This is a genomic window from Stenotrophomonas sp. BIGb0135 (assembly GCF_024810105.1).
GTDB lineage: Bacteria > Pseudomonadota > Gammaproteobacteria > Xanthomonadales > Xanthomonadaceae > Stenotrophomonas > Stenotrophomonas maltophilia_AB.
In genome coordinates this window covers 750,295-764,358 of sequence record NZ_JANUDX010000001.1, presented here as the reverse complement: position 1 = coordinate 764,358, position 14,064 = coordinate 750,295, and the positions used below count along the sequence as shown (strand labels likewise).

At 67.9% G+C, this 14,064-nt stretch carries 15 protein-coding genes; 6 read left to right on the top strand and 9 right to left on the bottom strand.

Features of this window, described 5'->3' with window-relative positions:
* Window positions 1-211: 211 nt before the first annotated feature.
* The 7 genes from M2421_RS03465 to M2421_RS03435 all read right to left on the bottom strand — a co-directional run bounded on the left by M2421_RS03465 (window position 212) and on the right by M2421_RS03435 (window position 4,794).
* Window positions 212-637, bottom strand: coding sequence for a hypothetical protein (locus M2421_RS03465; protein ID WP_259203272.1), 426 nt, complete (start codon window positions 635-637; stop codon window positions 212-214).
* A 94-nt stretch (window positions 638-731) separates the two neighbouring features.
* On the bottom strand, window positions 732-1,328 hold the full coding sequence (locus M2421_RS03460; RefSeq protein ID WP_259203271.1) for a YggN family protein: 597 nt from the start codon (window positions 1,326-1,328) through the stop codon (window positions 732-734).
* A gap of 29 nt (window positions 1,329-1,357) precedes the next feature.
* Window positions 1,358-2,239, bottom strand: a complete 882-nt coding sequence (locus tag M2421_RS03455) for a DUF4097 domain-containing protein (protein ID WP_259203269.1) — start codon at window positions 2,237-2,239, stop codon at window positions 1,358-1,360.
* Between the two features lie 38 nt (window positions 2,240-2,277).
* Window positions 2,278-3,306 carry a hypothetical protein gene (locus M2421_RS03450; RefSeq protein WP_259203267.1) on the bottom strand — a complete coding sequence of 343 codons (1,029 nt, stop codon included), beginning with the start codon at window positions 3,304-3,306 and terminating at the stop codon, window positions 2,278-2,280.
* Window positions 3,303-4,178, bottom strand: coding sequence for an ABC transporter ATP-binding protein (locus M2421_RS03445; protein ID WP_259203266.1), 876 nt, complete (start codon window positions 4,176-4,178; stop codon window positions 3,303-3,305). The genes M2421_RS03450 and M2421_RS03445 overlap by 4 nt, the downstream gene beginning before the upstream one ends.
* On the bottom strand, window positions 4,175-4,537 hold the full coding sequence (locus tag M2421_RS03440; RefSeq protein ID WP_019185943.1) for a GntR family transcriptional regulator: 363 nt from the start codon (window positions 4,535-4,537) through the stop codon (window positions 4,175-4,177). Before M2421_RS03440 ends, M2421_RS03445 begins: the two co-directional genes overlap by 4 nt.
* Before the next feature lie 2 nt (window positions 4,538-4,539).
* Complete coding sequence (locus M2421_RS03435; RefSeq protein WP_259203265.1) at window positions 4,540-4,794, bottom strand: hypothetical protein; 255 nt, start codon at window positions 4,792-4,794, stop codon at window positions 4,540-4,542.
* 465 nt (window positions 4,795-5,259) lie between these two features.
* Here M2421_RS03435 and M2421_RS03430 point away from each other — a divergent pair, with 465 nt between their 5' ends.
* From M2421_RS03430 to M2421_RS03405, 6 genes are all read left to right on the top strand, one after another.
* Window positions 5,260-5,868 carry a glutathione peroxidase gene (locus tag M2421_RS03430; protein WP_259203263.1) on the top strand — a complete coding sequence of 203 codons (609 nt, stop codon included), beginning with the start codon at window positions 5,260-5,262 and terminating at the stop codon, window positions 5,866-5,868.
* A gap of 84 nt (window positions 5,869-5,952) precedes the next feature.
* Entirely contained in the window at window positions 5,953-6,933 is a 981-nt protein-coding gene (locus M2421_RS03425; protein ID WP_259203260.1) for an FKBP-type peptidyl-prolyl cis-trans isomerase N-terminal domain-containing protein, read from the top strand.
* 23 nt (window positions 6,934-6,956) lie between these two features.
* On the top strand, window positions 6,957-8,306 hold the full coding sequence (locus M2421_RS03420) for a UDP-glucose/GDP-mannose dehydrogenase family protein (protein ID WP_259203257.1): 1,350 nt from the start codon (window positions 6,957-6,959) through the stop codon (window positions 8,304-8,306).
* Window positions 8,299-8,538, top strand: coding sequence for a SlyX family protein (locus tag M2421_RS03415; protein ID WP_259203255.1), 240 nt, complete (start codon window positions 8,299-8,301; stop codon window positions 8,536-8,538). The genes M2421_RS03420 and M2421_RS03415 overlap by 8 nt, the downstream gene beginning before the upstream one ends.
* A gap of 13 nt (window positions 8,539-8,551) precedes the next feature.
* A complete protein-coding gene (locus M2421_RS03410) occupies window positions 8,552-9,250 on the top strand; it encodes a DUF2058 family protein (protein ID WP_259203254.1) in 699 nt (232 codons plus the stop codon).
* Between the two features lie 48 nt (window positions 9,251-9,298).
* Window positions 9,299-11,374 carry an acyltransferase family protein gene (locus tag M2421_RS03405; RefSeq protein WP_259203252.1) on the top strand — a complete coding sequence of 692 codons (2,076 nt, stop codon included), beginning with the start codon at window positions 9,299-9,301 and terminating at the stop codon, window positions 11,372-11,374.
* Between the two features lie 58 nt (window positions 11,375-11,432).
* Here the strand turns inward: M2421_RS03405 and M2421_RS03400 are convergent, their stop codons facing one another.
* Window positions 11,433-12,770: an amidohydrolase family protein gene (locus M2421_RS03400; RefSeq protein ID WP_259203250.1), complete on the bottom strand. Its 1,338-nt coding sequence runs from the start codon at window positions 12,768-12,770 to the stop codon at window positions 11,433-11,435.
* An 89-nt stretch (window positions 12,771-12,859) separates the two neighbouring features.
* The gene (locus M2421_RS03395; RefSeq protein WP_259203249.1) at window positions 12,860-14,050 is read right to left on the bottom strand and encodes an MFS transporter; all 1,191 of its coding nucleotides are present in this window, start codon (window positions 14,048-14,050) and stop codon (window positions 12,860-12,862) included.
* Between the last annotated feature and the right edge of the window lie 14 nt (window positions 14,051-14,064).

The window sequence follows — 14,064 nt, the reverse complement described above, 5'->3', positions numbered from 1 at the left end:
CCCTTGGAGGCGAAATAAAGGGGGAGGTGTCGGCCGCAGGCCGACGCCGGAGGACATTCGCCGGAAAGGGCATGGGGGCCCAGCGCCCGACCCACCGACGGCCGCTGGAGTCGAAATAAAGGGAGGAGGCCGCCGCCCGACACCGGAGCCGTCGCCGAAAAAGATATGGGGGCCCAGCGCCCGCCCCACCGACCCCCGCGCGATCAGACCGTCAGTGCCGATCGGCCTGCAGGTTGTCGAAGGTCTCGGTGTAGTCCTTGAACTCCGGAATCCGCTGCACCAGGTCCGGCGGGATCGGCTGCATACCCTCGGGGACCTGGATCTTGACCGAACGCTTGGCCGGGTCCGGCGGGGCATCGGTGAGGGTGTTCTGGCGCAGCACCTGGAGCTGGCCGAACATCCCCTGCAGCAGCGCCTGCTGGCTGGCGTCCAGCGGGATCTCGATCTCGTCGATCTTCATGTGGCCGTTCGGCAGCACGATGATGTTCGGCGCCGGCGCGCGGCGCACGGTGAGCATGCCGTCGCTGACGGTGATCTTCGGCTTGCCGCGCTCGGCGCGGTGGTTGCGGTATTCCTGGTCGCAACCGGTGGCGGCCACGCAGAACAGGGCGAACAGGAGCAGGCACAGCTTCTTCATGGGCAGGTGGCAGACATGAAAAGGGGGAGGACCATTCTAGTCCTCCCCCCTTGCCTGCGGGCCGGGCTGCGACCGAACGTCGCAGCCGTGGCGCTTACTTGCCGCAGTCGTCGATGTCGCTCTGGTCCATCGTGGCGTAGGGCTTGAAGGCCGGCAGTTCGGCCGCCAGCGCCTGTTGCTTGGCCATCATCCCCGGCAGCAGGGCGCACAGCTTCCTGGCCTGTGCCTCGATCTTGCCGGCCTCGGCGTTGACCCGCGCTTCGATGCCCTGGGTATCCCCGGCGAGGATGCCCTTGAGCGCCTCCCCGGCCGCGCTCACGCCCAGGTTGGCCCCGGCCACGCCGATGTCCATGCCGGCCCCGGCCAGCGCTTCGACCTGCTTGCGGTAGTCCACCAGCAGTGCGCGCTGGCTGGCGGTGGTGGTCACCGTCTTGCCGTTGATCAGCAGTTCGCCCTGCGGGGTGATCTCGGCCTTGTCCGACTGGCCGTTGGAAATGCTGATGTTCTTCTTGGCGATCTCCGCGCGGGCCTTGTCGGTGGCCTCCTGCACGGTCCTGCCCACCGACGTGGTCTCGGCCGTGGGTGAGGCACCCTTGCCCGAAGCGGTGGCGGCCTTGTCGGCATCGTGGTTGCCACAGGCCGCCAGCGGCAGGCACAGCAGCAGGGTGGGCAGCAGCAGTCGGGTGGTCATGCGCGCATTCCTTGGGATGAAAGTAGAGGTCACTTGCCGCGGGGCAACTGCACGCGGCCGCCCACGCCGCTGTGGCGGATGTCGCCACTGCCGCTGTTGGCCACGGTGAGGTTGCCGCCGACATCGCGCGCGGTGACATCGCCGGAGCCATGCCGCTCCACGCTGACATTGCCGCCGACGCCACGGATTTCCAGGTCGCCCGAACCCACGTTGCCGACGCTGACGTTGGCCTTCACCTCGCGCAGGTCGACATCGCCCGAGCCCACCGTGCCCAGCTCCACGTTGCCCTGCACACCGTGCAGCGTCAGGTCGCCGGAGCCGACCGTGCCGATCGTGGCGTTGCCGCGCACGTTGCGTGCCTTGAAGTCACCCGAGCCGACCGACAGTACGTTGAGTGCGCCGGCACCGTCGAGATCCACGTCGCCGGAGCCGATCGCGGCGGTGACCAGGCCCTTGATGTCACGCAGCGTGATGTCGCCCGAGCCGACGTCGGCACTGAGCGAGTGCGCGCCGCTGACGCTGGCGTCGCCGGAACCCACCTTCATCTGTACCAGCAGGGTGTCCGGCACGCTGCCGCGCAGGTCCAGGTAGGCGTAGTTGCCGCCGGTGGTGACGTGGTTGCGGCCTTCGCGCAGCAGCCGCACCACCAGCTTGCCGTCCACTTTTTGCTGGGTCACGGTCAGCTCGCGCAGCCAGTCGGCGTTGGACGCGCAGGCGCGTCCGCCGAGCTGGGCCGGGCCGGGCCCGGCGGTCAGCACCAGGTCGTGCTGGTTGACCTCGAACACCACGGCCTTGGCACCGGCCAGGTCGAGCTTGAGCTCGCGTGGTGCGTTGAACTTGCATTGCGGTTCGTCGGCCAGCGCGGACAGCGGCAGCAACAGCAGGGAAGCGACGGCGAGGGTGCGGATCATGTGCGACTCCTGGGAACGGTGGGTCGAAGGGCGGGCGGTCAGATTTCGCCGGCGCGGCGGCGCAGGCGGATGGCGACGATGATGAACACCACGCCGATCGCGGCGCCGATCCAGATGTCCGGAACGCTCAGTGCCAGGAGCTGGTTGGACGGGGCCAGCGCGGCGACCAGGTTGTCGCGGTCGCCGATCACCGCGCGCAGCTGGTCGGTGCGGTAGAACACATCGCTGCCCGGCAGGGTGCCCAGCAGCAGGCGGCCCACGATGTTCTTCCAGAACCAGCCGCTGGTGCTGCCGAAGGCGCCCATCAGGTGGGTGGTGCTGACGATGATGCCGGCGAACAGTGGCAGCATCACCGCCCACAGGAACGGCTTGGTCTTGGCCCAGGCCGAGCACAGCAGCAGCCAGCCCACGCTCGGCAGCGCCCACAACAGGTAGACCGGGATCCAGGACAGGTGGCCGGCGACGATGCTCAACGGACTGGCCGGCCCCCAGATCAGGGTCATCGGGTTGCCGCCGTGCGCCAGCACCACCACGCTGATGATCAGCAGGAAGCCGAACATGGTCAGGATCGAGGCGAACACCGCGATCACCGGCGCCACCAGCAACGCGCTCACCGCCTTGGACAGCACTGTCTGGGTATCGGACAGCGGCAGCGACTTCCAGAACAGGATGCTGCGGTCGCGACGGTCGTCGTAAAGGGCGCCCAGGCAGTAGAAGAAGACCACGAAGGCCAGCACGATGAATGGCCACAGCGAGCTGAGGATCAAGGTCAGGTCGAGCCCGTTGGCCAGGTTGTGCAGGGCCTCCGCGTCGAGCTTCTGGGTCAGCAGGGCCAGGTCGAGCCCGTTGACGTTGACGTTTTCATCGTCGATGACGAAGTTGCCGCTCTTGGCGGCACGATGCATCGCCAGCAGGCCGAACAGGATCCCGACCAGGCTCATCACCAGCGAAATGGCGCCGGCGATCAGGGGGGCATACAGGAACCCGCCGCGGTTCTCCCAGTACTCGCGCTTGAGCATCCACTTGAAGGTGCTGGCCTTGCTGATGGGGTGGTGGACGGTGTTCATGCGTAGGTTCCCTTCATGATGGCCACGAACAGGTCCGCCAGCCCGGGGCTGCGGATCTCGCCCAGGGGCGTGAGCTGGGCGCGTGGCACCCCGTCATACAGCAGCACCGTCTTGCCGAACGGCAGCGAGCGTTCGTCGATCGGCTGCAGCGCGCGCGCGGCCTCCAGCGTCTCGGCCGACACCAGCACTTCGCTGTAGCGCTCGCCGATGTCCTCCATGTCGGTGGTCAGCACGATGCGGCCGTCGCGGATGAACATGACATCGGTGAGGATGTGTTCGATCTCCTCGACCTGGTGGGTGGTGACGATGATGGTCTTCTGTTCGTCGAAGTAGTCTTCCAGCAGGCGCTGGTAAAACTCCTTGCGGTACAGGATGTCCAGGCCCAGGGTCGGCTCGTCCAGCACCAGGACCTTGGCATCGATGGCCATCACCAGGGCCAGGTGCAGCTGCACGATCATGCCCTTGGACAGTTCGCGCACGCGCTGCCTGGGCTGCAGCTTGGTCGAGGCCAGGAAGCGTTCGCAGCGGGCGCGGTCGAAGCGCGGGTGGGTCCCGGCGACGAAGTCGATCGCCTCGCGCACCTTCATCCAGCGCGGCAGCACGGCCACGTCGGCGATGAAGCACACCTCGTTCATCAGCGCATTGCGCTGCACGGCCGGGTCCAGCCCGAGCACCTGCAGCTCGCCTTCCACCGTGGTCAGGCCGAGCAGGGCCTTGAGCAGGGTGGTCTTGCCGGCGCCGTTGGGGCCGATCAGGCCGGTGATCCGGCCGGGGGCGATGGTGAAGCTGGTGTTGTCCAGCGCCAGGGTCTGTTTGTAGGCCTTGCGCAGGCCGCGGGCGGAGATGACGACATCACTTGCAACGGCATTCATGAGGATTTCCCCTGGGGCAGCAATTCGTCGAGATTCAGGCCCAGGCGTTGGATGCGCTCCAGCACCAGCGGCCATTCTTCATTGAGGAACCGGTCGCGCTCGCTGCTGCGCAGCTGCGTGGCCGCTTCCTCGGTCATGAACATGCCCAGCCCGCGGCGCTTCTCGACCAGGCCTTCGTCAGCCAGTTCCTGGTAAGCGCGCGATACGGTGATGGGGTTGAGCTGGTACTCGGCGGCGACCTGCCGGACCGAGGGCAGGGCGTCGCCAGGCTTGATGATGCCGTCAAGCATCATGGCGATCACGCGTTCCTTCAGCTGACGGTAGATCGGAGCACCATCGCTCCATTGGATATCGCTCATGGTCAGCTCCGTGGGTTCAGCGACTGTGCGAATGAGAAGTAAGGCATGGACAGGGAGCTGTGCAGCCGGCGGGGGGGCGTGGGGGCGCCGTCGGCGGTCCCTGCCTCGATGATCGCGCCTGCGTCCTGCGGGCCTTCGAACGCACCGGTGGCGGCACTGCTGCCGACCTCACCGGCGGGGGTGCCCAACCAGCCGAGCAACAGCAGCGCGGAGGCGGCGGTAACGGCTCTGGTGGACTGGCGGCGCATGCGGTTCATGGGCTTCCCCTGCATCAGGTGACTGGTGTTGTATGCAACTATAACACCGGCACGCCGAAGTGCAACGGGTCCATGCCCCCAACTGATGGCAGGGGCATGACAATGCGCCCTGATATTGTTCAAGTGATTGATTTTAAATGGATTCAATCGATTTCGCCTGGCGGCTGGGCTGCCGCCTTCGTTCAGCCTAAGCAATGGTAGGGCAGGTCACGTGGCTATTCAGGTGAATGCAGCCGCTGCTGGCGTCGCGTGGACAGACCGCCAGATTCGGCAATTCCGTCACGGGTGACGCTGGAAACCATCGCATCGCTGTACGCGCGGCCAGGCCTATCGCGGCCAGGGGGACGGCCGCGATGGGGCAAAAGTGCCGGTGATATAGTGCGAAACGGCCCGTTGCCGGCCGTGCGCCGCTGCGCCCGGCGCACGGGGTACCCATCCCGTTCGACCCTTTCGTGGAGTCTTGCAATGCCCCAGATCCGTCCCGAGTCGTCCCCGCGCCGCGCTGCCCTGGGCCGTGCCCGCCGTTGGGGTGCCACGCTGTTGCTGGGCGGGTTGCTGGCCGCCACCGGCGCCCATGCGGCCGGGCTGCTGGACCTGAGCTACCGGCCGCTGGCCGGCAAGGCCGAGGTCAACCTGCAGAAGCAGTACGGCGGCAAGGTGCTGCTGGTGGTCAATACCGCCAGCAAGTGCGGCTTCACCCCGCAGTACGAAGGCCTGGAGGCGCTGCAGCAGAAATATTCCGCGCGCGGTTTCTCGGTGCTGGGTTTCCCGTCCAACGACTTCAAGGGCCAGGAGCCCGGGAGTGAGGCGCAGATCCAGGAATTCTGCACGCTGACCTATGGCGTCAAGTTCCCGATGTTCCAGAAGGTGCAGGTGACCGGCAAGGATGCCACGCCGTTGTACCAGCGCCTGGCGGCGGCCACCGGCGTGGAGCCGGGCTGGAATTTCCACAAATACCTGATCGCGCGCGATGGCCGGGTGGTTGCGCAGTTCCCCAGCAAGGTCAAGCCGGATGATGCCGGGCTGGTTGCGGCGATCGAACGTGAGCTGTCCGTCACGCCGGCAAAGCGCTGACAACCTCGACATCTCGCACGTGCGTGCGACAATGATCGCTTTCGCGCCGACGTCGGCGTCCAGTCACTTCCAGGAAAGCAGCGAATGAAGATGGGAATGCGCGGCGCCGCGGCGTCGGTTCTGATTCTGGCGATGGGTGCCACCGGTACCGTGATGTCGCAACAACCGGCCGCGCCTGCGGCTGCCAAGGAGACTTCCGCTTTGAACTCCCAACGGGAAAAGCTCGGCTACGCCATCGGCATCGATGTGGCCAACTCGTTCGCTCCGATCTCCAGCGAGATCGATCTGGCGGCGCTGCGTCGCGCGGTGACCAATGCCTTTGAAGGCAAGCAGCCGCTGATCAGCCAGGAAGAAGCCCAGAAGACCGACGGCGCGCTGCGCCAGGCCATGGCCGCCAAGAGCGGCCAGCCGGTGCCGGGCGTTGCCCCGGGTACCCCGGCGCCGAAGGTGGACCGTGAAAAGGTCGGCCTGATGCTGGGCAGCTATGCGGTCGGCCCGTCGCTGGCCCCGCTGAAGGACGACCTGGACCTGGACGCGCTGTTCGACGCGATCGGTACCACCTTCAACAAGGGCGCCACCAAGATGACGCCGGAGCAGGCCAAGGCCACGCTGGAAGGCTTCATGGCCGGCAAGCAGGCCGAAATGCAGGCCCAGGCGGCCGCCAAGGCCGGCACCAACCGCACCGAAGGCAACGCCTTCCTGGCCAAGAACAAGACCGTGCCGGGCGTGGTGACCACCGCGTCGGGCCTGCAGTACCAGGTGCTGCGTCCGGGGTCGGGCGAGCGTCCGCTGCCGACCAGCAAGGTGCGCGTGAACTACGAAGGCAAGCTGCTGGACGGCACCGTCTTCGACAGCAGCTACGAGCGCGGCCAGCCGATCGAGTTCGGCCTCGACCAGGTCATCAAGGGCTGGTCCGAAGGCGTGTCGCTGATGCCGACCGGCGCCAAGTACCGCTTCTGGATCCCGGGCGAGCTGGCCTATGGCGAACAGGGTACGCCGGGCGGTCCGATCGGTCCGAACGCGACGCTGACCTTCGACGTCGAACTGCTCAACGTCCTTCCGTAATCGGAATTGGAGTCACCACGGACATGCGTGTAGCGATTTTCGGTACCGGCTACGTCGGGTTGGTCACGGGTACCTGCCTGGCCGATGTGGGTCATCAGGTGGTCTGCGTCGATATCGACCAGGCCAAGGTCGACGGCCTCAACCGTGGTGTCATCCCGATCTACGAGCCGGGCCTGGAGCCGATGGTCAAGGCCAACCACGCCGCGTCGCGGCTGGCCTTCACCAGCGATGCTGCCAGCGCGATCACGCATGGCCAGGTGATCTTCATCGCCGTGGGCACGCCACCGGACGAGGACGGCAGTGCCGACCTGCAGTACGTGTTGGCGGTGGCCCGCACGATCGGCACGCACATGCGCGTGCCGACCGTGGTGGTGAACAAGTCGACCGTGCCGGTAGGCACGGCCGACAAAGTGCGCGCGGCCATTGCCGAGGTGCTGGCCGCACGTGGGGTGGAGATCGCGTTCGACGTGGTCTCCAACCCGGAATTCCTGAAGGAGGGCGACGCGGTCGCCGACTGCATGCGGCCGGACCGCATCGTGGTGGGTGCCTCCAACCCCGATTCGGTGGCGTTGATGCGCCGCCTGTATGCGCCGTTCAACCGCAACCACGACCGCGTGGTGGAGATGGACGTGCGCTCGGCGGAGCTGACCAAGTACGCCGCCAACGCGATGCTGGCCACCAAGATTTCGTTCATGAATGAAATCGCCAACATCGCCGAGAAGGTCGGTGCGGATGTGGAACAGGTTCGCCAGGGCATCGGTTCGGACCCGCGCATCGGCTGGCATTTCATCTACCCGGGCGCCGGTTACGGTGGCTCGTGTTTCCCCAAGGACGTGCAGGCGCTGGCGCGCACCGCGCAGCAGTACGGCCATGAGCCGAAGCTGCTCAATGCGGTGGAGGCGGTCAACGATGCGCAGAAGGGGCATCTTTACCAGTTGATCCAGCGCCATTACGACCGTGGCGAGGATGAAGGCGTGCGCGGCAAGACCTTCGCGGTCTGGGGCCTGGCCTTCAAGCCCAACACCGACGACATGCGCGAAGCCTCCAGCCGGCGGCTGCTGGCGCAGTTGTGGGAAGCGGGCGCCACGGTGCGGGCCTATGACCCGGAAGCCACCGAGGAAGCGCGCCGCATTTTCGGCGAGCGCGAGGACCTGGTGTTCTGCGAGCACGCCTACGATGCGCTGGAAGGCGCCGATGCGCTGGTCGTGGTGACCGAATGGAAGCAGTTCCGCAGCCCGGATTTCGCCCGGTTGCGCGAGATGCTCAACGATGCGGTCGTGTTCGACGGCCGCAACCTGTACGACCCGCAGGAGATCGAAGCCGCGGGCCTGGCCTATTACGGCATTGGCCGGGGACGTTCGCTGCATGCATGATTCCACCCCCTCATCGCGTGAGCAGGCGCTGGAAGCGCGCCTGGTCGAGCTGGAAATGCGCGTGTCCTTCCAGGAGCAGGCCCTGGCCGAGCTGAGTGAAGCCCTGGCCGATGCACGCATCGAAGGCAGCCGCAACGCCGACTTGACCCGCCTGCTGCTGGAGGACCTGGGCAAGGTCCGCAACGCGCTGTATTCCGATTCGGGCGAAGAACCACCGCCCCCGCACTACTGATCGACCCAACGTCATGAGCGATACACTCCGCGACCAGCTGCTGGGCCTGGGCTTCAAAGCCGCGCCCAAGCCCGAACGCAAACCCGAACGCAAGCCCGATGCCCGCCGCGATGGCCGGCCGGGCAACAAACCGCAGGGCGCGCGTCCACCGGCCAAGCCCGGCGATGCCGCGCGTCCGCCGCGCGAAGGCGACGCCGCACGGCGTGCCGCGCACGGCAAGGGCCGTCCCGGCGGCGCCCGTCCCGGCCAAGGCCAGAATTCCGGCCAGGGCAAGCCGCGCTCGCGCGAGGACATCGACCTGGCCAAGGCCTACGCGATCCGCGCGCAGAAGGAAAAGGACGACCGCATCGAAGCCGAGCGCGTGAAGCAGGAAGAGGCACGCCTGCGTCGCGAAGCCAAGGCCAAGCTCGACGTGCTGCTGGAAGGCAAGTCGTTGAACGATGCCGCGGCCGAGATCGCGCGCCATTTCAACTACGGCGGCAAGATCAAGCGCGTCTACGTCACCGCCGAACAGCTCAAGGCGCTCAACGCCGGCGAGCTGGGTGTGCTGCAGCAGAACGGACGCTACCTGCTGGTGACCGCGGCCGTGCTCGACGAGGCCGAAGCGGTGTTCGCCCCGTCGGTAGCCCTGCGCGTGGACCCCAATGCCACCGCCGACGAAGACCCCTACGCCGATCCGGCTTACCAGGTCCCCGACGACCTGGTTTGGTGATTCCATCCGGGTCGCGGCCACCGCGACCCTTTCGTTGCAGGGATGCGCATGACGGCTGACCCCAGTCACGGCTACGTGCCGCATATCGACGGGCTGCGTGCCATCGCGGTGCTGGCGGTGATCCTGTTCCACCTCGACCCGGCCTGGTTGCCCGGTGGGTTCACCGGGGTGGACGTCTTCTTCGTCATCTCCGGCTTCGTGGTCAGTGCCTCGGTACACCGGCTGCCGCCGTTGCCGCTGCGCCCGTCGCTGCAGCGCTTCTATTCGCGCCGACTGCGCCGCATCGCGCCGGCCCTGGTGGCCTGCCTGCTGGTATCCGGCGTCGCCAGCGTGCTGTTGATTCCACAGTCGTGGTTGAGCGAAGCCAGCGACATGACCGGGCTGATGGCCTTTGTCGGCTTGAGCAACTGGGTGCTGGTGGGCGTGGGCAGCGACTACTTCGCGCCACGCGCGGAGTTCAATCCATTCACCCATACCTGGTCGCTGGGCGTGGAAGAGCAGTTCTACCTGCTGTTCCCGCTGTTGTTCCTCGCCTGGAGCCGCGGTGGGCGCGGGCGCCGGCTGAGCCTGGGGCTGTTCGCGCTGGCGAGCATGCTGTCGATCGGCCACGCCGTGTATGCCGGCAGCCATCCCGAGCAGGCGGTGCGGGCGTTCTATGCCACCTCCACCCGGTTCTGGCAGCTGGGCGCGGGCGTGCTGCTGTTCCAGGGGCTGCACCTGCGCCAGCATGACGCCGGCAGCGTGCCGGCGCCGGGGCGTGCCCGCGTGGCGTGGTCGCTGCTGGCCGTGGCGGCGCTGGTGGCGCTGGGCTGGACCCTGTGGTCGGCACGGGCCGGGCACTCGCCCTGGCCGGACGGACTGTGGGCCGTGCTGGCCAGTGCCGGGCTGCTGCTGGCGCTGCATTTCCACCCGCGCGCGCTGGTTGGCCGGCTGCTCTCCAGCGCGCCACTGCGCCGGATCGGGCTGCTCTCCTATTCGTTGTACCTGTGGCATTGGCCGGTGTTCGTGCTGATGCGCTGGACGGTGGGCCTGGACACCCCTGGCCAGCGGGTGTTCGCCACGTTGCTGGTGGCCGTATTGGCCTGGGCGTCCTGGCGCTGGGTGGAGCGGCCGTTCCGCGGCCCCTTGGCGCAGCGCCTTGGCGCGCCCCGCTGGGTGCTGGTGGGCGTCGCGACGCTGGCACTGGCCGGCGGCCTGCAGGCGTTGCTGTATTGGCAGTCGCCGCATCTTTCCCTGAGCACGGTGAGCCGCCATCCGCTGGACTGGTATCCCGATGGCGAATCCGTGGCCACCGATTACCCGGGCTGCACGCTGCAGGTGGGCAAGGAGCGCTTCGAGGGGGGGCGTGCGCGCACGTTCTCACCCGGCGACTGCGTTCGCCCGGTGCCGGCGGGGATGCCGCGCAACGTGTTCGTGGCCGGCGATTCGCATGCGATGGCCTATAACGAACTGCTGCGCCGGCTGGCGCTGGAGACCGGTGCGACCGTGTGGCAGTACGGGCGGGGCGGTTGCCCGCAGTTGGGCCTGCAGGAGTGGCGGTGGGCCTCGCCGGATTGCCAGGCATACGACGCCGCCGTGCGGGCCGACATCGCCCGCCGCGCCGCACCCGGCGATGTCGTGCTGCTGGTCTCGCTGCGGGTGCCGCGCCTGTCCGACCAGTTCATCCTGTTCGACGCGCGCGAGCAGCGCGACAGCGAACACAGCGAGCAGGGCTATGCCGGGCGTGCGGCCGAAGCCGAGCGTGCCATCGCCGATTGGCGCCCGCTCGCCGACGCCGGCGTGCGCGTGGTGCTGGAGGCGCCCAAGCCGGTGCTGCCGGCGCCGCCTTACCGGTGCTCGGACCGCTTCAATGCCGCCAATGCGGTATGTCGCAATGGCCTGCAGGTGCAGCGCGCCTGGATGGAGGACTATCGCGCCCCGGCCCTGGTGGCGCTGCAACAGGTCGCGTCGGGGCTCCCCGGCGCGGTGATCTGGGACCCGTTGCCGATCCTGTGCGACGCCGACGCCTGCCGCGCCCAACGCGATGGCCGCCCGCTGTTCTTCGATGGCGACCATCTGAGCGGCTATGGCAATCGGCTGCTGCTGCCGTCGTTGCAGGCCACGCTGGCAACCCGCCCGCGATAACGGAGCGGGGTGCGTCGGGGGGGATATTCGCGGGGTCATGGCGCCGCGACGGCATCCATCATTCCGTGATCGGCCCAGCCACCTGCCGACCGGCCTGCCAGACCGCCTCGATGCGCTGGCTGTTGGCGATATCGGCCAGCGGATCGGCATCCAGCACCAGCAGGTCGGCGCGTTTGCCGGCGGCAATGCGACCGCGGTCGGATAACCCGAGCAGGTCGGCAGCCTGGGCGGTGGCGGTCCGCAACGCTTCGGTCGGGGTCAGCCCGGCCTCTACCAGCAACTGCAGTTCGCGATGTTCGGCAAACCCGATCACCCGCTGCGGCATCGCGCCGGCATCGGTACCAAAGCCGAGCCGGACCCCGGTCGCGTGCAGCCGGCGCAGGTTGTCCAGGTTGGTTGCCACCGCGTTGCGTGCAGCGGGTATGTCGCTGCCTGCCAGCTGCGCACGTTGCCAGGCCGGCTGCGACCAGCGCGCCAGCACATCGGCGGGCAACGCCTTGCGCAGGAACGGCTGCTGCAGGTACTGCGGATGCTCGGCATACCAGTAGTTGGCCTCGTCGATGGCGACGGTGGCGATGTACCAGGTGCCCTGGTCGCGCATTCTGCGCGCGAGCATCGGGTCCACCGCACGGTCGCGGATGCCGTGGGCGAGGATGTCCACCTGCGCGTCTACCAGCGCGCGTGCCTGCGCCAGGTCGTGGATGTGCGCAGCGACCTTGAGGCCGCGCGCATGCGCTTCGGCAATCGCCGCGCGATACACCTCCGGGGTCATCATCGGCCGCTTGCCGCCCATGTCGTCCACCCACAGCTTGATCAGGTCCACGCCATCGGCCTGCTGGGTGGCCACCGCCGCGCGTGCCTCCTCGGCGTTGCGCGGGCGCGCCACGGGATCGTGGCTCAGGCCCATGCTGTCGGCCGGGGGCGCACCGTCCGGCACCCCGATGCCGCCGCCGGCGCCGTACAGCTGGGCGCCCAGTGCGGGGTCGGCATTGACTGCCGTGCGGATGGCGAAGAAGTCCGCGCCGTTCATGCCCAGCGCGGTCACCGTGGTGATGCCGTAGCGCTGGAACTGGCGCAGGTCGCGCACCACGTTGTCCTGGGTGTAGAAGCGGTCGCCGTGGTCCAGGCCCTGGGTGTTGCCGACGTGCGCGTGGTCGCTGACCAGCCCCGGCAGCAGGGTCTTGCCGGTGTAGTCGATGCGGCGCGCGCCGGTGGCCGCGGCCGGCAGCGGCGTGCCGACATGCACGATGCGGGCGCCGTCGATCAGTACCGGGGTGACCCCGAGGTCACGCTGGCCGTCGAATACACGGGCGTTCTCGAGCAGGATCGGTTCGGCGGCGGCGGCAGGCAGGGCGACGGCGGCAAGCAGCAGGGCCCACAGGCGGGTCGATCGCATGGGCGGCTCCAGTCAGGGGGAGGCTTGAGCCTACCCCATCCGGGGGACCGGGTTGCCGGCCGGCGGCCGGCGCTACCCGCGGCGGGCGATCAACGCCTGCGCGCGCGCAGCAACGGCAGGCTGATCGCGAAGAAACACAGCAACGCGCCGGCCAGCGCAAAGCCACTGCCGGCCAGGAACGCGGTGCGGCCCTGGTCGATGTTCCACAACTGGCCGGCGATCAACGCCCCCAGCACGCCGCCCACGCCGGACGAAAACCCGTACAGCAAGCCCTGGCCATGGCCGTTGAGGCGGCCGGGGAAGTAGGTGGCCAGCATCTGCATCGCGGCGGCGAAGAAGGCGGCAAACCCCAGCGCATGCGCGGTCTGGGCCACCAGCATCACCGGCAGGTTGTCCGGGAAGAGGGCGGTGACGGCCCAGCGCACGGTGGAACTGAGCAGGGCGATCAGCAGCATCCAGCTCGCGTCGTAGCGGCGGAAGAAGCGGCCGATGGTGAAGAACACGCCCACCTCGAACACCACCCCGACCGTCCACAACACGCCCAGCGTGGAGGTGGCATAGCCATGGTGGTCCATGTAGACCGAGAAGAAGGTGTAATACGGGCCGAACGACAGCTGCTCCATGAACGCGGCAAGGAAGAAGGCCAGCACCTGCGGCTTGCGCACGATCTGCCAGAAGCCGGTGGCGTCGCCATCACGGCGCTGCAGGTTGCGCGCGTAGTGGTTGGCAAAGCCCGAGGCGGTGAGCAGGCCGAACAACGGCAACATCAGCCACGGCAGCAGGTGTGCGTTGCCGGCGCCGCCGTGGCCCTCGATGATCCAGCCGAACAGCATCACCACGCCGATGAAGCCCAGCGAACCCCAGACCCGGATCAGGCCGTAGCGATGGCTGTCGCTGCCGAGGTGGGTGAGGGTGATCGATTCGAACTGCGGCATCACCGCGTTGTAGAAGAAGCAGAACGCGATCATGGCCGGGTACAGCCACGGTTGCGGCAGCGGCAGCAGGAACGCGCAGAAGGTGAGCAGGGTGAGCACGCAGCCGATGCGCAGCCAGAAGATCGGGCGCGGCGAGGCGGCGGCGATCGAGGTCCAGGTGGTGGGCGCGACGATGCGGGTGGCATACCACAGGCCCATCATCACGCTGATCGCGGTGACGCTCATGCCGCGGGAGGTGAGGAACAGGCTCCAGTACGGCGTGAACGCGCCGAGCGCGGCGTAGTAGAAGAGATAGAAAGACGACAGGCGAACGGCCGGAACGGCGTCGCGGGTGGAGGCGGTCATGCAGGGTCCCGGTT